The organism is Orrella daihaiensis (genome assembly GCF_022811525.1).
GTDB classification, from domain to species: domain Bacteria; phylum Pseudomonadota; class Gammaproteobacteria; order Burkholderiales; family Burkholderiaceae_B; genus Algicoccus; species Algicoccus daihaiensis.
In genome coordinates this window covers 387,622-408,841 of sequence record NZ_CP063982.1, presented here as the reverse complement: position 1 = coordinate 408,841, position 21,220 = coordinate 387,622, and the positions used below count along the sequence as shown (strand labels likewise).

Annotated in this window: 19 protein-coding genes; 12 read left to right on the top strand and 7 right to left on the bottom strand. The window is 48.5% G+C overall.

Annotation, left to right across the window (positions count from 1 at the left end; genetic code table 11):
- Positions 1-76 precede the first annotated feature (76 nt).
- Complete coding sequence (locus DHf2319_RS01940) at positions 77-811, bottom strand: SIMPL domain-containing protein (RefSeq protein ID WP_243479129.1); 735 nt, start codon at positions 809-811, stop codon at positions 77-79.
- 204 nt (positions 812-1,015) lie between these two features.
- Here DHf2319_RS01940 and DHf2319_RS01935 point away from each other — a divergent pair, with 204 nt between their 5' ends.
- Positions 1,016-1,534, top strand: a complete 519-nt coding sequence (locus tag DHf2319_RS01935) for a VOC family protein (RefSeq protein ID WP_243479128.1) — start codon at positions 1,016-1,018, stop codon at positions 1,532-1,534.
- 27 nt (positions 1,535-1,561) lie between these two features.
- Here the strand turns inward: DHf2319_RS01935 and DHf2319_RS01930 are convergent, their stop codons facing one another.
- Positions 1,562-1,960, bottom strand: coding sequence for a VOC family protein (locus tag DHf2319_RS01930; protein WP_243479127.1), 399 nt, complete (start codon positions 1,958-1,960; stop codon positions 1,562-1,564).
- Between the two features lie 218 nt (positions 1,961-2,178).
- Here DHf2319_RS01930 and DHf2319_RS01925 point away from each other — a divergent pair, with 218 nt between their 5' ends.
- Genes DHf2319_RS01925 through DHf2319_RS01905 form a run of 5 tightly spaced genes read left to right on the top strand, consistent with a single transcriptional unit; the run spans position 2,179 to position 7,961 of the window.
- Positions 2,179-3,462, top strand: a complete 1,284-nt coding sequence (locus DHf2319_RS01925) for a TRAP transporter large permease (protein ID WP_243479126.1) — start codon at positions 2,179-2,181, stop codon at positions 3,460-3,462.
- Positions 3,463-3,481: 19 nt separating this feature from the next.
- Positions 3,482-4,462, top strand: a complete 981-nt coding sequence (locus DHf2319_RS01920) for a TRAP transporter substrate-binding protein (RefSeq protein WP_243479125.1) — start codon at positions 3,482-3,484, stop codon at positions 4,460-4,462.
- Positions 4,462-5,010: a TRAP transporter small permease gene (locus tag DHf2319_RS01915; protein WP_243479124.1), complete on the top strand. Its 549-nt coding sequence runs from the start codon at positions 4,462-4,464 to the stop codon at positions 5,008-5,010. Before DHf2319_RS01920 ends, DHf2319_RS01915 begins: the two co-directional genes overlap by 1 nt.
- A 1-nt stretch (position 5,011) precedes the next feature.
- A complete protein-coding gene (locus DHf2319_RS01910) occupies positions 5,012-6,463 on the top strand; it encodes an N-acyl-D-amino-acid deacylase family protein (RefSeq protein WP_243479123.1) in 1,452 nt (483 codons plus the stop codon).
- A gap of 10 nt (positions 6,464-6,473) precedes the next feature.
- Positions 6,474-7,961, top strand: a complete 1,488-nt coding sequence (locus DHf2319_RS01905; RefSeq protein WP_243479122.1) for a M81 family metallopeptidase — start codon at positions 6,474-6,476, stop codon at positions 7,959-7,961.
- Between the two features lie 85 nt (positions 7,962-8,046).
- Here the strand turns inward: DHf2319_RS01905 and DHf2319_RS01900 are convergent, their stop codons facing one another.
- Both DHf2319_RS01900 and DHf2319_RS01895 read right to left on the bottom strand, forming a co-directional pair.
- Complete coding sequence (locus tag DHf2319_RS01900; RefSeq protein ID WP_243479121.1) at positions 8,047-8,823, bottom strand: hypothetical protein; 777 nt, start codon at positions 8,821-8,823, stop codon at positions 8,047-8,049.
- A gap of 201 nt (positions 8,824-9,024) precedes the next feature.
- Entirely contained in the window at positions 9,025-9,921 is an 897-nt protein-coding gene (locus DHf2319_RS01895) for a dienelactone hydrolase family protein (RefSeq protein ID WP_243479120.1), read from the bottom strand.
- A gap of 609 nt (positions 9,922-10,530) precedes the next feature.
- Here DHf2319_RS01895 and DHf2319_RS01890 point away from each other — a divergent pair.
- From DHf2319_RS01890 to DHf2319_RS01880, 3 genes are all read left to right on the top strand, one after another.
- Positions 10,531-12,597: a DUF4214 domain-containing protein gene (locus DHf2319_RS01890; protein WP_243479119.1), complete on the top strand. Its 2,067-nt coding sequence runs from the start codon at positions 10,531-10,533 to the stop codon at positions 12,595-12,597.
- 163 nt (positions 12,598-12,760) lie between these two features.
- A complete protein-coding gene (locus DHf2319_RS01885; RefSeq protein WP_243479118.1) occupies positions 12,761-14,425 on the top strand; it encodes a DUF4214 domain-containing protein in 1,665 nt (554 codons plus the stop codon).
- A 109-nt stretch (positions 14,426-14,534) separates the two neighbouring features.
- Positions 14,535-14,714 (top strand): hypothetical protein, encoded by a 180-nt coding sequence (locus DHf2319_RS01880; RefSeq protein ID WP_243479117.1) that lies wholly within the window; start codon positions 14,535-14,537, stop codon positions 14,712-14,714.
- A 155-nt stretch (positions 14,715-14,869) separates the two neighbouring features.
- Here the strand turns inward: DHf2319_RS01880 and DHf2319_RS01875 are convergent, their stop codons facing one another.
- Positions 14,870-15,913 carry an IS481 family transposase gene (locus tag DHf2319_RS01875; RefSeq protein ID WP_243479116.1) on the bottom strand — a complete coding sequence of 348 codons (1,044 nt, stop codon included), beginning with the start codon at positions 15,911-15,913 and terminating at the stop codon, positions 14,870-14,872.
- Positions 15,914-16,098: 185 nt separating this feature from the next.
- Positions 16,099-17,514, bottom strand: a complete 1,416-nt coding sequence (locus DHf2319_RS01870; protein ID WP_243479115.1) for a phage integrase SAM-like domain-containing protein — start codon at positions 17,512-17,514, stop codon at positions 16,099-16,101.
- A 374-nt stretch (positions 17,515-17,888) separates the two neighbouring features.
- On the opposite strand from DHf2319_RS01870, the gene DHf2319_RS01865 reads away from it, so the two are divergent.
- The gene (locus DHf2319_RS01865) at positions 17,889-18,467 is read left to right on the top strand and encodes a recombinase family protein (RefSeq protein WP_243479114.1); all 579 of its coding nucleotides are present in this window, start codon (positions 17,889-17,891) and stop codon (positions 18,465-18,467) included.
- A 21-nt stretch (positions 18,468-18,488) separates the two neighbouring features.
- Here the strand turns inward: DHf2319_RS01865 and DHf2319_RS01860 are convergent, their stop codons facing one another.
- Positions 18,489-19,364 (bottom strand): hypothetical protein, encoded by an 876-nt coding sequence (locus tag DHf2319_RS01860; RefSeq protein WP_243479113.1) that lies wholly within the window; start codon positions 19,362-19,364, stop codon positions 18,489-18,491.
- 714 nt (positions 19,365-20,078) lie between these two features.
- Between DHf2319_RS01860 and DHf2319_RS01855 the strand changes: the two genes are divergently transcribed.
- On the top strand, positions 20,079-20,702 hold the full coding sequence (locus DHf2319_RS01855; protein ID WP_243479112.1) for a hypothetical protein: 624 nt from the start codon (positions 20,079-20,081) through the stop codon (positions 20,700-20,702).
- 132 nt (positions 20,703-20,834) lie between these two features.
- Positions 20,835-21,047, top strand: coding sequence for a hypothetical protein (locus DHf2319_RS01850; RefSeq protein ID WP_243479111.1), 213 nt, complete (start codon positions 20,835-20,837; stop codon positions 21,045-21,047).
- Positions 21,048-21,220: the final 173 nt, after the last annotated feature.

The following is a 21,220-nucleotide window of genomic DNA, read 5'->3' as shown; positions in this document are numbered from 1 at the left end:
TAGCGCCAAGTCCGTAGTGTCGGGGAACAAACCGCGCTTGGCGTTGCGTCAGACAACATGCCGACTCAAACAAAGCCTAATGACGCAAGCGAATTTGCCCGGTGACGGATATCTCTACCGTGGTTAACGAGGGCTCAAGCGTGAGCGATGGGCCTGCTTCGCCTAGCATGGGAGCTGCTGCGATGCGCTGCATCGCCGGTCGCGCACTGAAGTTAGCACCGCCGGTGAAATCCAGAGCCACGATCTCGAATCCCTTAAACCCGAAGGCCTCGGTGGCGAGCGCCGCCCGCTCACGCAGCTCCTTGGCCAAGTCCTTCATCAAGGCCTGTTCTTGCGCACGACGAGCCTCGCGTGACAAAGAAAATTGCACTGATGAAACCGCCAGAGATTTACCCAAATGCTCTATCACTGCCGAGACTGACTCGAGCTCCTTGCTCTGAACGACCAAACTGGCGCGTCCAGTCCAGCCGCGCGGTTTATTGTCTTTGCCGTAGTCCAAATAAACATTAAAACCGCCGCTTGAGAGTTCTACTGTCTGCGGCAGAGTCAAACCCTCGCGCGCCTGACTCAAGTTCTCTGATAATTTGCGATTAACCTGAGCAGGCGTACTTGCTGATGCTTGCGTACTGAACACCACCCGTACCTGATCTTGCAAGACTGATGCACTGGCTAAGACCTCCATCGTAGCCATCGCGTCCTTGTTATCATCCGACGCTTGCGCGTGAGGTGCCGAGGTGAACCAGATGGCGGTCAGCAGCGCCAACAACCCTGCCTGCAACCTGTTTCGATATAGCTCTGTGCGTGCGTTCATACTCGCCCCTAAAAAATCCCTCGGTTGATCACTGTAGCCATACCTGCAAATATGCGCAATCGGCCCTGCTTAAGGGACTCGTCTCTGTAGCCCAAACAAATGACTGCGACAGGGTCTTGACCACCACACGGTATGATTTGCCGCAACATGTCACTATAGACCTCGATCCAAGCCACAAGCCGGGACAAACGCAAGGACCAAACCATGGACACCCACGCTCAGAGTCGTAGCACCAGACCACAGATCAAGCGGTTGCATCATGCTGCCTATCGCTGCCAAAGCTCGGAAGATACCAGGGCTTTTTACGAAGACTTTTTAGAGTTGCCCTTGGCAGGCGCCCTGAAGATCACCCAGACCAAAACCGGTCGTCAGACCGAGGTGTTGCATACTTTCTATCAACTTGGAGACGGCTCTCATCTGGCATTTTTTGAGGCGCCGGACCAGCCTTTTGAATTCAAGTCACAGCATGACTTTGACTTGCACATCGCCCTTGAAGTTGACCCGACGCATCTGCAACATATGTTGCAAAAGGGCAAGGAGCAACAAATCGAAACGCGTGGCCCATCGGATCACGGCTTTATCGATTCAATTTATTTCCGCGACCCCAATGGGTATGTCGTTGAGTTATGCGCTAAAAAGCCTGGACACGATGAGCACTTAAAGCTCAACAACACCGACGCAAAAAAGCTCCTCGATCAATGGAATAAAGCATCAGTCAAATGAGGCTAGACCTTTTAGCGGCAGACAACGCTATCGCGCTACGTATTGACTGATTTCAATCAGGTTGTTATCTGGATCACGTACGTAGACAGACTCGATGGGGCCCGTGGCACCCGTACGCATCACCGGCCCTTCGATCATGGTCCAGTGCTTGGCTTTAAGTGCCTCAATCACTTGAGCAATCGGGCGATCAGCAATAAAACAAAGGTCCGCAGATCCTGGCGTAGGAAGGTGAGCTTTGGGCTCAAATTCTTTGCCAGCGATGTGAAGATTGATTTTTTGATTGCCGAACACAAATGCTTTGCGTTCGACCGGCGGTGTGCCGCCAGTAAATATCTCAAGCCGCATACCAAGAACGCGCGTGTAAAAATCAATACATGCCTGTTCGTTGGCTGTCGTCAGTACAAGATGATCGAGATGATCAATCATGGGGGGTGTCTCCCAGAATCAAGCGAGGCGTGAGCGGCTAGTCGCAGTGTCATTTTTTACAACGCCCATTCAATCTAAACGAAGAGCATCGTGGCACTAGGGCTTTCCCTAGCAATCGTTATTACTGAGCGTCAGTAGTTGTTGATCATGCTACAAAAAAACTGTACTAATTATTTGCAAGTAAGCTCGCTTTTGCTTGCCACAAACGCTGCCCGCTTATGTATGGTCCTTTAGTTTTAGGCGTTGTGCTAATCGGTATTTTTGCCGGTTCTGCGATCGCCTATGTGATCGGGACCGCAGCTATCTCCACCTTTGTACTTGCTGACAAAGCCGGCTTCATGGCGGTTTTGCCGCAACGGCTGTTTAGTCAGCTAGACAACTTCGCTTTTCTGGCCATGCCGCTTTTTATCTTGGCCGGTGACTTGATGAATCGTGGTGGCTTAGCCACGTCCCTGATTGATTTTTGTATGTCAATATTTGGCCGCCTCAAAGGTGGCCTAGGTCACGTCAACATCATGACGTCGGTATTTTTTGCGGGTGTGTCTGGCTCAGCCGTCTCTGATGCTGCAGCACTAGGTAATGCGCTAGTGCCCGAGATGAGGCGCAGAGGATATAGCCTAGACTATGCCGCGGCGATCACCGGCGCATCGTCAATCATCGGACCTATCATCCCGCCATCATCGATTCTTATTTTCTATGGCGCACTGATGGATACATCAGTGACCGCGCTGTTTGCGGCCGGGATTCTACCCGGTCTTTTGTTGGCTGCGGTCTTGATGCTCATGAACACGTACTACGCATACCGGGACAATCATCCCGGCGGTAAGGGCAGCGATCTGCCAAAGCTGATGCCATCATTCGTGCGTGCCTTACCAGCCATGGCTCTTCCGTTCATCATTTTGGGTGGAACACTCTTTGGTTTCATGACACCGGCCGAAGCTGCCGCTGTGGCAGTTGTAGCCGCCATGATCATCGGTTTTGCCAGACGAGAGCTTGACGTCAAGGGCCTGATGCAAAGCATCAACCGAACGGCTATTTTGCTTGGTGCGCTGTTCATCATTCTTTGCGCCATCTCTACCTTCAGTTACCTGGCTGCGTTGGAACAATGGCCACAAGCGATCGCTGGCGTCATCAGTGCTTGGGGGCTAGGGCCTCTGGAGTACCTGATGCTGGTGAATGTGATCTTTTTGGTGGCCGGGATGGTGATGGACGTCAAGGCTGCAGTCGCCCTGTTTGCCCCGATCTTTGTCCCCGTCGCTTTGGCCATGGGGATTGACCCGGTTCATTTGGGCATCGTGATCTGCTTCAACATCACCACTGGCCTGCTCTCGCCCCCGCTCGGTGGCGTGTTGCTTATTCTGGCCACCACCATCAAGATGGACTATTGGCGACTGATCCGTGCAACGTTGCCATTCTTTTTTGCAGAAGTAGGATTACTGATGGTGCTGACCTATTTCCCCGAGATTTCGTTGGCTTTGCCACGTGCTCTCGGTCTTATCTAACCGAAGAGGAGAAAAACCCATGAAATCCTGGAAACGTCTCGCATTAATTGCAGCCATGACCACTGCAAGTAGCATGGCACTGGCTGCCGAAGTCAAAGTGGCCATGAATGGCGCCAATGACCCTTCAAAAAATGCCGAAGCAGCGTTTGCGCAAGGGTTTGCTGATGCGCTGAAAGGAACAGACTTTGAGGTCAAGGTGTTCCCATCAGAGACGCTTGGCAAAGAAAAGGAGCGATTTGACCAGGTCGCACAAGGGTTACTCGAAGTCAATCTGGCTTCTGTACCCACGACCTACGGTATGAGCCCAGTGGTCAAGGGAGTTGCCTTGCCATTTTTGTGGGAAAGCAACGATCAATTCGACAAGGTCATCGCTCAAACCGATATGCTTGAACGCATGAATGCGCCGTTGCTTGATAATGGTATTCGTGTTGCTGGCTTTAACTACATCGGTGTTGGAATCGGCATTCACAACACCAAAAAACCAGTCGCCAAAATAGAAGATCTGCAAGGCTTGCGCTTCAGGGCACTGAATGCAGAGCAGTTGGCTTTTGCGGAAGCACTCGGCGCAACCGGCACCGTGATTGCCTGGTCTGAAGTTGCCAATGCCATTCAAACCGGGGTGGCCGATGGCTATCTAAACCCCCCGAACTCGGCAATCCGCACGGGGCACACCGCATTTCTCAAGCACTTTACGCCGGCAAATATTTCTCCCTCAACACGGATTGTGTTGATTTCAGAGGATTGGTATAGCGGCCTGGATGCCACCCAAAAGCAGCAAATTGATAAAGCCTTAGCCGCAGGCATTGCCGCTAACCGCGCCTGGGTAAAAAACTGGGAAGGCGAAGTGCGAAAGAAACACCAAGAAGCTGGTGTCACCATCACCGAATTGGCGCCCGGCGAACGTAACCGAATGGCCGAAGCCGGCAAAAAAGTCTGGGCACAGACGATGACACCGGAGCAGCTTCAGCTTTACCTGGATGCAATCAAGCAGGTTCAGTAATGACCACTCGGCCAGTCATACTTCAGTCACTCGGTCGGATGGCACAACGCCTATCGGCGTTTGTCGATCGGGTGGCTGATGTGACAGCTGGGGTTGCGATTGTGGTGCTCGTGGCTGCCGTGATGTTGCAGGTGGTTGCTCGCTACGTATTCCAGAGCCCACCCCCATGGACCGAGGAATTGGCTCGCTATGCCATGATCTGGGCCGGATTGATTGGCGCGACGATGTCATTCAAGCGTCGGTTTGATCCGGCACTGTTTTCTGCGGTTCCCCGCAACCCCTGGCTGGCCATCGTGGCTGGACTGATACAGTCATTGACTGTTTTGATCTACCTGATTCCCATTCTATGGTTCACCTTCTTTGGCCCGAACATGAATGTGAACCGAGGTTTCTTACTGCGGCATAGCCGAATCACATCTGAGACGCTAGACATCACGACGTTTTGGGTGGCGATCGCTGTGCCCATCATGATTATTTTTATTCTGATTCATCTGGTAGCTCGGTGGTTCGAACCACCAGCGCCTGAAGCACACGACATTGAGGCATGAGATGCAAGCTGACCTAATCATTCGGGGCGGGCAAATAATCGACGGCAATGGCACCCCAGCCGTCACAGGTGATGTGGCAGTGATTGATGACCAGATCGTTGCCATGGGCGATTTGACGAATTGGCAGTCAGGTCAGGTCATCGAGGCTCATGGCAAAGTGATCGCACCGGGTTTCATCGATCCGCATGTTCATCACGATGAGGCCGTCTTGACCGACCCTTTGCTGACTTGCATGACTAGCCAAGGTGTGACCACGGTTATCAATGGCAATTGCGGGTTCTCCATTGCACCATTGACCAAATCCGGTCCTCTGCCGGCACCGCTTGACCTTATTCTCGATGACACACGACCGCGGTTCTCATCGTACGCTCAATATAGAGCGGCTCTGCAAGCCGATCCGCCAGCGGTCAACGCGGCCTGCTTGATCGGACATGGTTCACTTCGTATTAACGAAGTAGCGGATTTGAACAAGCCAGCCGATGCCAGCGAACTGAAACGAATGCGGCAAGCGCTAGACCAAGCGCTGTCAGAAGGCGGCATTGGCTTATCAACCGGACCGTTTTATCCGCCTGCGCGTGCATCTACCACAGCGGAATTAACTGCCATGGCTGAAGTTGCACAAGCTCATGGAAAGCTATATGCAACCCACATGCGTGATGAAGGTGATCGCGTGGTTGATGCTTTAAACGAAACCTTTCGGGTAGGACGCGATGCTTGCTGTGGCGTACACGTCTCGCACCATAAATGCGCGGGACTCGCCAACCATGGCATGTCGGCAACGACGCTGCCGATGATAGAAAAAGCCATGCAAACGCAAGATGTTGGACTAGACACGACACCGTGGACTGCGAGCGCGACGATGCTGAACTCCGGCAGACATAAGCAAGCTACGCGAGTGATCGTGTCCGATTCCGTGCCCTATCCGGAAATGGCTGGGCGCGATCTCGCGGATATTGCGCAAGAATGGGGGGTCAGTCTGGACGAAGCAGTTGATCGTTTGATCCCGGCAGCTGGAATTTTTTTCATCATGGATGAAAAAGACGTTCAGAGAATTCTGTCGTTTGAGCACACCATTATTTGCTCGGATGGCATACACAAAGGATCACATCCACATCCACGGGTGTGGGGTACTTTTCCACGGGTGCTTGGGCACTACACACGAGAGGTCAAACTGTTCTCGCTTGAAGAAGCCGTCAAGCGCATGACCAGTATGCCAGCCGACCGATTTGGTCTTGGTCAACGGGGTCGCTTGGCAGTGGGTAACTTTGCTGACATTGTGGTCTTTGACCCAAACACGATTGCCGAGCGGGCCACATTTCAAAAGCCGATTCAAGCAGCAGCGGGTATCGAACATGTCTTTGTCAACGGACGTTTAGTCTGGGATGGTGACAAAGCCACGGGTGCCCGGCCTGGCATGCACTTGGATAGATCCGTGCCCACCAAGATGGTCTGACATTGCATAGATGAAATCTGACCGCAAACCCTGGCGTATCGCGCTAGCCGGATTCCATCTGGAGTCGGCTAGTTTTTTGCCGCAAATCAGCACTCTGGAGGACTTTGAGACTGGCACCACTCGCGGTGACGACATCTTGCAAGCCTATCGTGACACAAACACTGTCATGGGCGGTTTCATCCATGTTTGTGAGCAGTGCGAAGTAAAAATGGTGCCTCTGGTGTACTCTTTCCTTGGTGCACTTGGGCCGGCGAGCGATGAAGCTGTCCAAGCATTTGCCGATGAAATATCACTAGGGGTTGCCAAGCAAACAGTAGACGGCGTTCTGTTGCATTTACATGGTGCTTGCTGGGCACAAGGCTTTGAGGACGTTGAACGTTACTTTATCGAGCGCTTGCGCCAACAAGTAGGCACTGACCTGCCTGTGGTGGTTGCCTTTGATTATCACGGCAACTTGGACCACGCGTCGATTGCCCAACTTGACGCGGCTTATGCCTACAGGCTCTCGCCTCACACTGACATGGGACAAACGGGCGAGCGCGCAGCCCGAGGGCTGATGCGCATCCTGGAGACTGGCCAACGACCCGGGATGGCCATCGAGAAACCGGGGCTTATCGTGCCAAGCATTTTTAGCGCCACAGCACTAGAGCCACTTGCCAGCATCATCAAGGCCGCCAGAACAAAAGAAGTCGAACTCGACGCGACAGTCGATATCTCTATCATGGCTGGCTTCTCCTATGCGGATTCACACAACACAGGCTTTAGCGTCATTGTCGTGTCCGAGCACGGACAAGCACATGCTCAAAGCCTAGCCTCAGCCTTCAGCGATCTGATCAAAAAGCAGCGCGCTGAACTGTACGCCCCTGAACCGGTGCTCAAAGTAGATGAGGCAATCCCGATAGCACTTGAAATCTCACCCAAAACAGGCCATCCGGTCGTACTGCTGGAACATGCGGATCGGATTAACGATTCGAGCTATGTATTAAATGCGCTGCTTGATCATCAAGCGCCAAGTGCCTACGTGCCATTCCTGCTTGATCCGGCAGCCGCAAACCTCGCCAATGAGGCTGGTGTTGGGGCTGAAGTCGACATTGAACTTGGCGGCTGGAGTTCCGATCGCGCTGGCGCACGTCGCACGCACCGGGCAACGGTTCTTCAATGTGGGCCAAAGTCTTACAAGGTCTCTGGACAAATGATGCAAGGCCAGCATGTCGACCTTGGCATGACAGCGCTTGTACAAATTGGCCACGTATATGTCAGCGTCGTCAGTAAATATGCATTTACGGTTGATGAAGACGTCTACAAAGTATTTGGTTTAAGCATCAACGACTTTGATATGGTGGTGCTGCGCTCAAAAACGCACTTCAGACAGTTTTTTGAGAAGGTGGCTACGCGCATTATCATCGTCGATACGCCTGACTACGGACCAGCAGATCTGATGACTATTCCCTATGCGCGTCTGAATACGGCCAACGTCTACCCGCACAGTGAGGTCTGACTCATCAGACTTACCAACAGTTTGTTGTATTGACCAAATCTTATCCCTGTCGTTTGGCGTCAAGCGGGTTGCAGCAAATCTTGACTCACTCAACCCCTAAAATCCAGCCCTCAACCTTTGCCTGCTTGAGCAAGCTCGCTGACAACTTTGGCTGCAGCGCCGTCTTTAACCGCCCATCAGCATCAGCATCGCGTAACCAGCTGGCAATACCGAAGGCATCATGCTGGTCCGGTGTGGAGTCCTCAAGCACATAAGCATGTTTATAGAGGGCCGGGTAAGCCTCCAGGATGACTGAATGCCCCGTTGGCACTTCCCAGCCATCAAATGGCCAGAAATGGACTGAACCTAATCGTCGACGCAAATAATGTAGCCACGGAATACCTGCGTGGGTGGACTTCGCAACGGACCCTTGAACATCGAAATGAAACACTGACTTTGCCCGACATCGGATCTCACACTCACGGCGCCAGCGCGTTTGCCCTTGACGTAGAGACCCCTGACCGACTTCACCTTCTCGCACGAAATCCACGTAAACATAGGGATGATGTGTCGGCCAATGAGCCACAAAATCATCGAGAAAGGCATCCCACTTCAACGGCAAGCCGTATTGCTCAAAGTAGCGCAGGGGAAAGGAGAAACCGTGATCAATGCCAACCATCGTTGGAATGTCATCTGAAAGCCGCTCAGCTAACCACAGGGCTATACCCTCGCGTGTCCAATACTTGCGAGGGCTTGGTGGCGGCAGAACCTCATAGGCGGCCCCGCCACTGACAGCCTCATAGACTCGAAGACCTTTCAAGCCACGAGTTGGTGTTTGTGCGCCCGAGTAGTCGATTCCGATGTAGCGTGCGAACTGTGACATCCGATTTCCCCGTCGGTCGTGTCATGGAAATCCACGTTTTTAACCAGTTTACTGTTGTGGCAAGCTTACGGACTGACCCGAACTTTTTGTAATTACGCATTACCCACACTGAACACTGTCGTTCGTTGTGAATGGCAATATCGACCCGTTTTGAACGATCTGAGCAGCAAATAGCTTGAAACCGTAAGCGAGTAGGGTCACCTATTGCTCCCCGAAGAAGCTCAGTACGTCCTTATAGCCTTGTTGTGTCACTGCAGGATTTGATTGGTTCGTGTTTACACAACCCCTGCCTTTACAAGCCGCCCAAGTATTAAACGAATAAGTTCTTCCGTGATCCCAGCCGTGCGTGGCACCAGGGTAGAGCTTGATGGAAAAGGTCGAGCGGGCTTGTTCGCTTGGAATTTTCGTGATGAAGTTTTCGCAAGTAGTTGCATCTCGATCTTCGTAGTCATCAAACTCTGGTATGAACAAACGAATAGGCATTGGCTGCCAGTTTTTCATATCCGACGCTGTGAAATCCGAAAAAACCTTAGGCGGATTCCCTTCTATTGTTGCCGTGAATAGCCAGCAAACAGGGTACATAGATGCAATCGCTCTGAAGGTGGTATCTGATCGGTTGAACAACTCATTCGCGCTTTGCGTTTTAGCAAGCATCGCTAGCATCGCACCTGCTGACATTCCCATCGCATAGATACGATTCCGGTCAATTTCGGGTTGCTTTGATAAGTAACTCAACCCTGCATACAAGCTTGCCAAATCTTTTTTATTAGTTCTTGGTGCCTTGTCATCAAAATACAGTCTCGGCTCCAAAGTGGCATAGCCATTCGATGTAAACAAGTCAGCGTACTGTCGTGTGCGCTCAGTCGACCAACCACCGCCATCGTGCAGGACAATGACTGCTGGCACCTTGTTAGTAGCGGTCGCTGCCGCAGGTTTTCTGAAAACCGCTTCAGTCTTTAGGTCTTTCACACCATCAAACTCATACTGATAGCTGATCAGTTGCCCTTCTTTCGATCCGGGATCTTTGCCGCCATATGTGGCAAGGCAACCAGAAAGCATCAAGCTTGTTAGTAAAAGCGCAAAATAGTTTTTGGACATTTCGATTCCTTGGGGTCGTTACACCAAACAACCGTATCGAGCTTAGTTCTTGCTGTTTTGGACATTAATCTGTTGCTTTTCTCTCGGGTCTACCTAACTGATGCGTGTTAACTCGCCACGCTCCACACGCTGCTGTTTCGCTTCCAACATAGCATAGGCACAGTCAGTAGTTGCGTACCCATCAACAAGGGCTGGCAAGCTCAACGCTGTCATCAAGTATGGCCCAAACACTCGGGCCTTAGGCAAAGGGGGTAAGAATGCCATCGAGATTAACGATCTCACAGAATTGGCGACCGCACTCTCCGCTGCACGCACACGCAAAGGTTTCAAGGATGGCAACTCGTCCACAACATAGATTCTTACTAGGTTTTCTTGTATTCTAAAGTTAAGTTTAAAAATACGTAAGCTCAAACAAACTACTTGCACAAATAGCGGTATGGGAATGATTGAACCGCCTGTTTTTCCAAGCGAACTAGCTGGGATTGCCAACAGCTTGAGCACAATCGTAGAAGATCCAATTGCTCAATATTGAAGCTCTTAGGCACCCAAAATCAACGAATACGCCGTCGTAAATAAGCTGACGCCTTGCCAAACGCAAAGGATGAGACCGTGAACAAATTAGATATTGGTGTTGGTTTACAGCAAAGCTTCTTGATCAAGCACGGAGATCAAGTTGATGCCACACATGGCAAAGAGCGAGTGATTGGTGATTTCAATGGGGACGGTATTCACGACTTAGCCGTTGCTTTTGGTAACAGAATTCCATTTGAAGAAATTTCTCGCAATCCGCCACAAATCTTTTTAGGAACTCAAGCGGGTTTGGTTCATGACACATCTTTTGCGATAGCTAATTCGCCACAGATTCAATCAGTGTCTCGTGTGGAAGCGCCAGATATCAATGGCGATGGAATTTCCGACTTGTTTTTTGGCAGTGCCACCAGCGGTGAGCAACCACCAGCGTATCAAAACTTGCCAGGCATGTACGCCATCAGCGGCAGCAACGGATTTCAAGGTTATCAACTAGAGGGCGAAGACTTCTATCATCACATTCGTGTAGCAGACGTTAACGGTGACGGTTACCCCGATGTGTTATTTCCAGGTATTGGCGGTGAGAGCTACTTTGTCACGGGTGGCGCTACACCCAGTGTGACTGATGCCAACATTCCCAACAACTTGTTGAGGTTCCCTAACTGGGATGTGTTGGAAACTTACCCTAATGGTTGGATAAAAACAGCCTTGTGGCGACAGACACAGACAGTGAATTTTGTGGACGCCAATCGAGATGGCCACCCCGATTTGTTGTTACTACCCAAAGGCGACCCACACCACTTGTTGTTCTTGAATGATGGTACGGGGAACTTCTCCAAATCGGTTGAACTGCGAGTAGATGCCGCAGTGCCTGGATTTGAGCAGTGGGGCAGATACGCTGAGTTTGTGCCCAGCAGCGGTCCCAATCCCTACGAAATCGTAGGCAATCCAGTCCCAACCAAAGGTATCAACTACTACGGCTCCCTAACTTACGACATCAATGGTGATGGTTGGGAAGATCTCATCAATGCTGGCCCTTACATTGACACGTTTAGGGCGGGCAACGAGAACAACAATGAGCAGGCCATACAAATCCTAATCAACGACGGTGCCTTGTTTCAAAACGAGACCGCTGAGCGCATTTCACAGATCGAGTATGAAGTGATATTGAATCGCCATCAAGGTTATTTGATATACGAGTTAGTCGACATCAACGGTGATGGCCACATGGACTTGATGTTAAGCACATCCTTTAGCGGTTACTTTAGTCCCCGCAACACTGAAATGACAGATCCCAGCGGTCAAAAGGAGACCGTTTTCTTTCTCAACGATGGAACGGGACACTTCTCTGAAGTCACTGTGGCTGGTCTACCCAACGTCAACCTTGACATAATGCCTGTTGATGGCAAGCTGGCATTTGTTGCGTTACCGTCTGTGACCATGGAAATCCCTTACAACCCCGAGCTTGGTTCACCATGGGACAATTCAGCCAACACCACCCAATTTGATGTTTGGATTACCAACACACCATGGACACGCGGTGATGAGGGCAACAACTTTGTACATGGCACCACCATCAGCGAGACTATCGACGGCGGTCTTGGCACTGACACCTTGGTCGTATTGGGCAGAAGCAGTCAGTATGACGTTGATTTGGCTGGCGGCCGCCCAGTGTCCATCCATGGACTTGACGGTATGTCGGGCACCGACACGCTGGTGTCCGTTGAACGAATCAAGTTTTATGACACGACTGTGGCTTTTGACACCGACGGCGTGGCTGGTCAAGCCTATCGCATCTACAAAGCGGCCTTTGATCGTGCGCCAGATCTCACTGGCTTGGGTTATTGGATCAAGGCCATAGATGCGGGTGCAACACTCGATTCTGTAGCTGCTGGATTTGTCGGCAGCTCGGAGTTTCAAACAACTTACGGCAACAACATCAACAATACTGATTTCATCACGCTGCTCTATGCCAATGTGCTGGATAGAACGCCAGATGACAGCGGATTTGACTATTGGCTAACGAGAATGAGCGAGGGCATGACTCGTGAACAAGTGTTGGCCAATTTCAGCGAGTCCGGTGAAAACAAGGCCAATGTGGCAGAGCTAATTGCTGATGGCATTCAGTACACCGCGTTTATGGGGTGAGTAACTGATTAAACGGGTTGACACATTGCACAACGCTGAGGAAGAGACTGTGAAAATTGAATCATTGAACCGCAGCAAAATGGTCGACATTGATTTGCCATTTGATCAAGACGGTGTGACCATTGACGGCTTAAAAGTCACTGGATTTGATGCAGTCAAGCGCATGATCGATCGCACAGTAGACAAAGGCTTTGACACCATATCGTTCAACGTCAGCGTGCCTATCAACCGAGAAACTGGTGAACTGCAGACTATCATGCCTCCAGGCCACATGGACAAGCCTTTTCCAGCTGATATATGGCGCATGTACGAATACGTCGAGTCTTTGGGATTAAGGGCTCATCTTGAGTTGCTGATTCGTGATCCCATAACAGATCTGATGATCATGAAAGACACTGTAGGCCCAAACTTCAATTCTGATCGCATGTTCGAATCTGTGAAATCGTATGTGGTTCCCATCGCTGAACAGGCTCAAAAATTTGGAGTTGATGGCATACAGCTGAGCCGATACAACAGCGGATTTGATACTAGTGACTATCGTGACCAGTGGATAGATCTAATCAATGGGGTGAGAAACGTCTACACGGGATCTATTGGTTACGCAAACGACTTCCGCAGTAACAACGTAGTGTGGGATTTGGTTGACAATGTCTTTATTGGACTCGGTTTAGCGTTGTCAACAACCCCGCTCTACGATGCAGAGGAAATTGTTCCTTTATACGCTCAAGATAATGTTCTAGGACAAGTAGAGCAAGTGCTAGAAAGGTATCCAGAAAAAAGCGTTTATTTTGGAGGCCTAGCTTTTTCTCCTGGTCAACCAGGCCTTGGTTGGATTGAAAATCTAGGTAGTTATGTCTGGGGCGAAGACAGTGTCGCTGAAATACCAGGCCAAAGTTTTCATCGGGTTTTTCCCGAAGAACGTATCAACTTCCCTATGGCTGAGGCTTGGATTGAGGGATTTTTTGAATTTTTCGGTAATTATCTAAGCGATGATATGGCAGGCTTTCAAATTATGCAGTATGCCCCATGGGCGGAACTGGGTTGGATTAGAAACCCCAGCGGTAATCTTGTTGCAGAGTCCTACTCCTCGTTTGCTAGGGCTTCGTTTCTATTGAATTATCAACCCGAATCAGAAGCAGTCATTGAAGACTATTTAGACCGCGGTTGGGGATTTAAAACCTTGCACTATGGTACTCAAGGCAATGATGTTTTACTGGGCTCTGAAATTGACGATAAATTCTTTTTGAGTGCTGGGGATGATCAGTTAGTGGGTGCTGATGGTCTCGATATGCTAGTTGTCTCAGCCTCACGCGACCAATTTGTGCTGACTCAATTTGGTAACAAATGGCAGTTAGCAAATAATGGCCGCAGCGAGTTTACGGGAACTAAGACTCTTGAAGGCGTTGAAAGAATCGATTTCATGGACATCAATGTTGCACTAGACACCGAAGGCGTGGCTGGTCAAGCGTACCGCATCTACAAAGCAGCATTTGATCGTGCGCCAGATCTCACTGGCTTGGGTTATTGGATCAAGGCCATGGATGCGGGCGCAGCACTTGACTCTGTAGCTGCTGGATTTGTCAGTAGTTCGGAGTTTCAAACCACCTACGGCACTAACATCAGTAATACTGATTTCATCACGCTGCTCTATGCCAATGTGCTGGATAGAACGCCAGATGACAGCGGATTTGACTATTGGCTAACGAGAATGAGCGAGGGTATGACACGTGAGCAAGTGTTGGCCAATTTCAGCGAGTCCGTCGAAAATAAGGCCAATGTGGCTGAGCTCATTGCTGATGGCATTCAGTACACCGCGTTTATGGGTTGAGTAACTGATTGTCAGCAAACCGTACTTTTATGTAGCGGTCAGAGACTAGCAAGTAACTCACACTCAGCTATTAGGCTCAAGGTGTAAATACTGCACTTGGAGTCACGACATGCTGATACATGAGATAACCACCGCAACGGCCAAAGCACCGCATACGCCAGCACAAGCTAGGATTGCCGCTTTGCAACGCAGCGTTGACACCGCACAGCACGCATTGAAAAGTGAGCGCAAACGGCAAAAGGTACAAACCGCTCAACAGCGCTTACAGCAAGCGGTCAATGCCGATTGATCTGCTCGTCGACGTAAAAAGCGTTCTTCCGTTACTCGCAAATGCGATTTGAGAGTATGGGCAGTTACGGAAGACGAAGCTGCTAGTTTAGTTGTAGTAGTCGCGACTTGATCTGACAGATCCCCAGTTTGCGGTGCCTGTATGTCAGATCAAGTTCAGTGATTCAGTTGGTTGATTTTATCCTCCCACGCTGGTTTGCCAGCAATTAATGTTTCCATCGGTGTTCGACCACAGCACATCTTGCCTTGATGAGTTCGGTCATGGTTGTAGTAATGCAGCCACTCGTCCAGATCAGCCTGCAGCTCTTCGATGGACCGATAGATTTTTCGTCTGAAGGCGACCTGATAAAACTCCTGCAGAATCGTCTTGTGAAACCGTTCACAGATGCCATTGGTCTGAGGGTGCATGACCTTGGTCTTGGTGTGCTCGATGTCATTGAGCGCCAAGTACAGCTGGTAATCATGAGTTTCGGCCTTGCCGCAGAATTCTGTCCCACGGTCTGTCAGGATCCTCAGAACACCCATCTGCTGTTCTGCAAAGAACGGCAGCACACGGTCGTTCAATAGGTCTGCAGCGGTAATCGGTGTCTTGGTGCAGTACAGCTTCGCAGTCGCCCACTTGGAGTAGGTATCGACAAAGGTCTGCTGGTAGATACGACCCACGCCCTTGATGGTACCCACATAGAACGTATCTTGGCTGCCTAGGTAACCGGGGTGCTCAGTCTCAATCTCTCCGTGGGCGACGTCGTCTTCTTGCTTTTTCTCGAGTGCTGCGACCTGAGCTTCGGTCAAGACTTCGCCCGTGGCTGCTACATGTTTCTCTAACGAAATCAGGCGCTTCTTGAATGATTCGAGGTCATGACGTAACCAAACCGACCTCACGCCAGATGGCGAAACAAAGACACCTCGCTTACGCAGCTCGTTAGAGACACGGACTTGGCCAAAGGCGGGCTGCTCCAGGGCAAAGGCCACCACGGCAGATTCAATGCTTTGCTCAATACGATTTCGCAAGTTTGGCTTCTTGCGGTTGGCATCGAGCAAAGCTTCTACACCGCCTTCAGCAACGGCTGCTTGGTATCGGTAGAAGGTGTCTCGGGAAAAGCCCATCACCTTGCAGGCGCGAGATACGTTTCCAAGCTCGGCAGCCAAGTTCAACAGGCCGACCTTGTGTTTGATGACATTTTGGTTAACACTACTCATGGGGTTACTCCATTGCGCTTCGCGCTAGTTGATAAAAGTTCGCACCTCTATCAAACTGGGTAACCCCACCTCTTGGCAAGGCCTAATTGTCAGATCAAATCGAAACTACTTCAGTTTAGTTGCTTTAAAAATTGGGGGACGCTTGCTTTAAGGCTATGCCGTGTGCGAATTGGTGCTTACCAACTTCAGCCGTCAAAGTACTTCCTCTTGCGCCGTCTACTTTGCAGCATTTCGATATTCATCTCTCCACTGAGTGGCTTGGCGTAAAACCTATCAATCATCTCTACGCTTGTTCTCGCATTGCGTGCCAATGCGAGCGTGTTGATGCCATCACCAAATAGCAAGCGATACATAATGCACGTGTGACGTAAGGAATACAGTGTTCTATTTTCGCCATTGACGCCTTCGCCTAGGCCAGTCAATGCCAACACCACTTCGAACTGTCGTTGTAAATGCTGCAGAGCATAGTCGCGCTGCTTTTCTCTGTACTGTGGCATGAACACATAGTCATCACTGGGAATTTTTTCATCTTCGTACTTTTTCGCGTGTACTTCGCACAGCTTGAGATACGTATTGACTGCGTTACTCATTGTAGTAATAGGATCACTGTGTCCTTTGGTTGTGGGCAAACGCAATCGTAGATATGTGTAATCGCCCGTTACTACGTCTACATGCTTATGTTGCATGACCTTTATGTCTGTTGGTCTTATGTAACTGTTGACCATAAAAACAATCAAACGTCGCAAGTCCTCTGTCATATCAACGTAACGAATAAAGCGACCTTGCTTACCAGTCTTGGCTTTGGTGTCAATGTACTGCGTATGTTTTTCACCTTTGTCGTCTTGCCAAACGCGATGCTCAATTCGCTTTCCACGCAGTTTGCTAGCGGTCTTCCAAAGCTTGTCATATTCAGCAGTTGTAAACCAGCCGCGCGGCTTGTCCTTGACTTTGACATTGGGAAACTCGGGCACATGCGAAATGATTTTTCTTCGCGCTGCGTGGGTCAAGACTTTACTCACCAACTGCATGTAAGCACGGATGGTGTTGGCACTGATGCCTTGTCGACTCATATGCTGCAGATAATCTGTCAGTATGTAGCAGTCGATTTTGGTTATGTCTTTTTCACGAAAGTAAGGCAACACATGTTTATTCAGTCTGTACTCTGTGTTGGTATAAGTGATTAGTGTGATCTCACGACGATCAAGCTTGGCTCGCTCTTCCTTCAACATGGCGTCAGCCACTTTGCCAAAATCGTTGGTTGCACTGACGACGACACCACGTTGATAGTTGACAGTAACTGTGTCGTAAAACTGCTTCGCAAATTCAATAGCCTCGCGCTTGCTGCTTGTTTTTGTTGTCTTCCGCAGCACGCGACCTTCAATGAAATAACGCGCCCACCAATAAGGACTTGCCTCAAGTCTGTAGATGAACAGTTTGCTTGGATAACCTTTTATCTCGTGTTTTTCTGTGTAAGACGTGGCAGCGCGAGCTTGGGATTTTGGCTTGTCAGCGACGACTGCTCTTTTTGTTGATGAACGTGCTGTTTTTTTTGCTGTGTCAGCTTTGGCACGTTTGGTTGATGTGGTCACTTGCTTGCCCATGCGAGACTCCCATAGCCAAATGCTACAAGGGATGGGAAGTTTGGGCGACAAAAACCAAACAAAACGCTACGAAGATGCGAAAGAAAGTAGTACGGTCAGACTGTACTAGTTTTTGTTTGTTTCAGATTTTGTAAATATTTGATTTTATTGATTTTTCTGGTCGGGGCGAGAGGATCTCCGACCAAAATCATTTATCTATATGAAACTGCACGGTTTTTTTCTTGAATTTTTGCAATGTATCACACCAATGTATCACACCTAGTTGCACCACAAACACACTGTTCCTAAGTATTGCTTGACTGCGTCCATGGTCCTGATAGCATGAATTTCTGAACATATTTTATGAACATTCAAGCACCAATCAGGTAATCATCATGAAAAAAGTCGCCATCTACGCACGAGTCTCTACTGACAAACAGACGGTCACGAATCAACTGATACAACTGCGTGAAGTTGCTCGACGCTGTGGTTACGAAATCGTTCAAGAGTTCACTGATGAAGGCATCTCAGGGGCGAAAGGTCGTGCTGATCGTCCTGCACTCAATGACATGATGAAGTCTGCAACTCAACGCAAGTTTGACATGGTCATGGTGTGGTCAATTGATCGCCTCGGTCGGTCTCTGCAACACCTTGTTGAGATTCTGAATGAACTACAACAGAAGAACATTGATTTGTTCTTTCACCAACAAGCAATGGATACGAGTTCACCAAGTGGTCGCATGATGTTCTCTGTCTTCGGTGCTCTTGCTGAGTTTGAACGTTCATTGATTCGTGAACGTGTTCTTGCAGGTCAGCAACGTGCCAAAGCAAAGGGCAAGAAACTGGGTCGTCCATCAAAGATGAATGAGGGTCTCAAGACTGCAATTCAACTTCTGCGTCAGAAAGGCATGGGCATCAAGCAAATCGCCAAAGAATGCGGTGTCGGTGTTGGAACTGTGTATTCGGTAATTTGAATCGTTTTATCGTAATCCAACTCATCCTTTTGAATAAGACCCTCGCTTCTTTCCTTTATCACTGCGAGTCTTTCGTGAAGCACCTGCATATGGATCAGTTCCCGAGACTCTATCTATTTTTTTAACAAATCTGGACGTGGAAGTACCTCGACTACGTTTAGTTGGTTTGATGGCATACAACTTCGCAATCTCTTCCGCCCGTTTCTGACTTTGATTCTTGATAAAGGTTTCTTCGTAATCGCCCGGGAAAGATCCCTCTGACACATTACGAAGCAACTTCTCGGATAGTTGCCGATATCGCCTAACTAGTCGTGAGAGTGACTCATAGGATGCTTGACTATTAGTAAACGGGACCTGCCTTACCACGGTCGTTTTCCTTCTTAATTTCCCAAACACGTCTTTACTTCTTGCAACGTACTCGCCCGTTTTTGCTTTAGGGTTGCCACGCAGAACTGGCAAATAAACGTCTCGGACAAAGACCAAATAGTAATAGAACTGAGAAACCTGATAATCATCTCTGGAAAGACTATAGGTTCCTCCGTAGACTTTTCGCGTCTTCTTTTTACGCATCTGCCTCTGTGTTAGTTCTCTGTTGTACATCTCAGCAACTATCTTTCCGAGTGTTGAGGGGGCGTAAGTAAACGGAACTCGAACATAAAAAGCATCTTCCGTAACGACATCACCAACCTTAGGTACTGAGAGTGAAACCGGATCTTTGAATAGGCGTGAGTGACTCCTCCACCAAATGTCAAATCTCTGTGTTCTGTAGTCATCCCACGGAGCATAGAACTCCACTGTCTTCTTTAGATTTGTCTTAACGATTGGATCATGCGATTCGTGTGCAAGTCTAAGAAACTCGAACCAATATCGAATTTTCTCTTTAAGCGGGTTGTTCATAATCTAAACCGGATAGTTATTGATTGATTAATTCTATCTGAAGAAGCGGATAGTTATTGCATAGATAAATTAGTATCTCGACACAAAAATAGCATATAGCAAAATAGAAAATGTAATGACGGTTGACTGATTCACGTCGAATAACAGAATTGTCATTCAAACAAATAGGAGTTGAAAATGTGCAACAAAATCTCTAAAAGTCATGCGCCACAAAGTGACGCCAGGTTAATCACACAAGAGGATGATCTAGAGTCCTATAAGTGCCAATTATCTTGTTCACTATGCGACGCAGAAATTCATGATATACGAAGAGCACATAACGCATATCCGTTATCTGATGACCCTTGCTGCGAGAAATGCAATCGTGAAAAAGCAATTCCTGCCCGACTGAGCGGATTAATGCAAATCCGATCGTTCGATTAATGGACATTAAAAAATGAAGACGACAACCTTTATCACTATGACGTGATACTAGATCAGTCGTTCTTCAATTCCACCCTACAGACCGTCGACAAAATAGACGTGTCTGTAGACAATTTTTACATAAATACAGACACGCAGTCGGACTCTGGGAATTCTTGTGACTTGCGAAGTTCATTGAGTAAATAGACATCACTCAATAGAGACTTCTATTGTCCAGAGATTATTAGAGTCCTCCAGACAGTAATAGAGAGAAGACTATGCGACTCTGTAATTAACTGTGAGAACTGAATTATGAATGAAATGCTAGAACAATCCAGAATCAAATCAAAACAGTACTTGCTAAAAGCGCTAGAAACTGATTTTATTAGGAATAAGATCCAAAATGATTTTCTAACTCTTAAGAATCGTTATAACTTCCATCTTTTCCATTTGACCGTTACTTGGATTAAAACACCAATCCCCGGAGATGTTTCTTCCTTGAATAATGATTTCTTGAGATTTTATACAAGAAATCTAGTTCCGGGTCTAATCCAAGAAAGACGGATTAATTCCAAGAACAGAATTTGCCAACCAATTGCTGTTTCGTTTATTGAAGACGGTGACCCCCAGAACAAAAACCTGATGCATCCAGGTAATTGTTCTTCCCTGCATCATCATTGTCTTATTGCGGCAAGAGGTAAGTCTGATGCACGACTTCTCTCTCTTTCTGGAATCAACACACTGAAACCGTACTTTATGAGTAAGCAGAAGAATCCGTGCAATGCGTATCAGTTCATATGCACGACCGATCTGAAAGAGATTTCGAATCCTGATGTGCAGTTGAGATATGCAAGCAAGAATCTCTGGCAGTTTCGAGTAGAGACAATGCTGAAATTTAACTACCCGATTGACTATGAAAAATTGAATACCCACTGAATGTTGCCATCCCGGCAATCAATGAAATTGACCGAATGATTGCCTATTTTTACTACGGATTTATACAACTTGCGGCATATATATTAATGAGATTACTGAAATCTCACATCAAACACCCAAAGGAATATTGAAATGAAAAAGTGTATTTACAAAATTGAAATTGCTATTGATGAAGAACTTAGAGACGATGTGATAGAAGATTCTACAGATGAAGAGCATGTAATCTTGTCAGCAATTGAATCGTTACCGTTTGTTTTCTCTGCTCATTTAGATTATGCAATAACTGAGGATTTACTCATGAAATTAAAGTCTGATCCTACCTATGCGCACGAAAAAGACATTTAAGCGATTGTATCGAATGTTGCGTAATGCTAATTGTATCTTCAGCACTGCGCAGAATCGACACATCAAGATATCAGTGACCAACTTAGAGAATGCTCAGTCTACATTTCTCATCCTTGCGACATCGCCCTCAGATGTGAACTATGAAAAAGCATTTTTCAAACAGTCTGCACAAA

What these genes read in the sequence shown, in the direction of transcription:
- DHf2319_RS01935 (WP_243479128.1), top strand. Translation starts at nt 1,016, where the DNA reads ATGGACACCCACGCTCAGAGTCGTAGCACCAGACCACAGATCAAGCGG.
- DHf2319_RS01930 (WP_243479127.1), bottom strand. Translation starts at nt 1,960, where the DNA reads ATGATTGATCATCTCGATCATCTTGTACTGACGACAGCCAACGAACAG.
- DHf2319_RS01880 (WP_243479117.1), top strand. Translation starts at nt 14,535, where the DNA reads ATGCTGATACATGAGATAACCACCGCAACGGCCAAAGCACCGCATACG.
- DHf2319_RS01870 (WP_243479115.1), bottom strand. Translation starts at nt 17,514, where the DNA reads ATGGGCAAGCAAGTGACCACATCAACCAAACGTGCCAAAGCTGACACA.
- DHf2319_RS01855 (WP_243479112.1), top strand. Translation starts at nt 20,079, where the DNA reads ATGAATGAAATGCTAGAACAATCCAGAATCAAATCAAAACAGTACTTG.
- DHf2319_RS01910 (WP_243479123.1), top strand. Translation starts at nt 5,012, where the DNA reads ATGCAAGCTGACCTAATCATTCGGGGCGGGCAAATAATCGACGGCAAT.
- DHf2319_RS01920 (WP_243479125.1), top strand. Translation starts at nt 3,482, where the DNA reads ATGAAATCCTGGAAACGTCTCGCATTAATTGCAGCCATGACCACTGCA.
- DHf2319_RS01925 (WP_243479126.1), top strand. Translation starts at nt 2,179, where the DNA reads ATGTATGGTCCTTTAGTTTTAGGCGTTGTGCTAATCGGTATTTTTGCC.
- DHf2319_RS01915 (WP_243479124.1), top strand. Translation starts at nt 4,462, where the DNA reads ATGACCACTCGGCCAGTCATACTTCAGTCACTCGGTCGGATGGCACAA.
- DHf2319_RS01905 (WP_243479122.1), top strand. Translation starts at nt 6,474, where the DNA reads ATGAAATCTGACCGCAAACCCTGGCGTATCGCGCTAGCCGGATTCCAT.
- DHf2319_RS01865 (WP_243479114.1), top strand. Translation starts at nt 17,889, where the DNA reads ATGAAAAAAGTCGCCATCTACGCACGAGTCTCTACTGACAAACAGACG.
- DHf2319_RS01900 (WP_243479121.1), bottom strand. Translation starts at nt 8,823, where the DNA reads ATGTCACAGTTCGCACGCTACATCGGAATCGACTACTCGGGCGCACAA.
- DHf2319_RS01860 (WP_243479113.1), bottom strand. Translation starts at nt 19,364, where the DNA reads ATGAACAACCCGCTTAAAGAGAAAATTCGATATTGGTTCGAGTTTCTT.
- DHf2319_RS01885 (WP_243479118.1), top strand. Translation starts at nt 12,761, where the DNA reads ATGATCGATCGCACAGTAGACAAAGGCTTTGACACCATATCGTTCAAC.
- DHf2319_RS01895 (WP_243479120.1), bottom strand. Translation starts at nt 9,921, where the DNA reads ATGTCCAAAAACTATTTTGCGCTTTTACTAACAAGCTTGATGCTTTCT.
- DHf2319_RS01850 (WP_243479111.1), top strand. Translation starts at nt 20,835, where the DNA reads ATGAAAAAGTGTATTTACAAAATTGAAATTGCTATTGATGAAGAACTT.
- DHf2319_RS01875 (WP_243479116.1), bottom strand. Translation starts at nt 15,913, where the DNA reads ATGAGTAGTGTTAACCAAAATGTCATCAAACACAAGGTCGGCCTGTTG.
- DHf2319_RS01940 (WP_243479129.1), bottom strand. Translation starts at nt 811, where the DNA reads ATGAACGCACGCACAGAGCTATATCGAAACAGGTTGCAGGCAGGGTTG.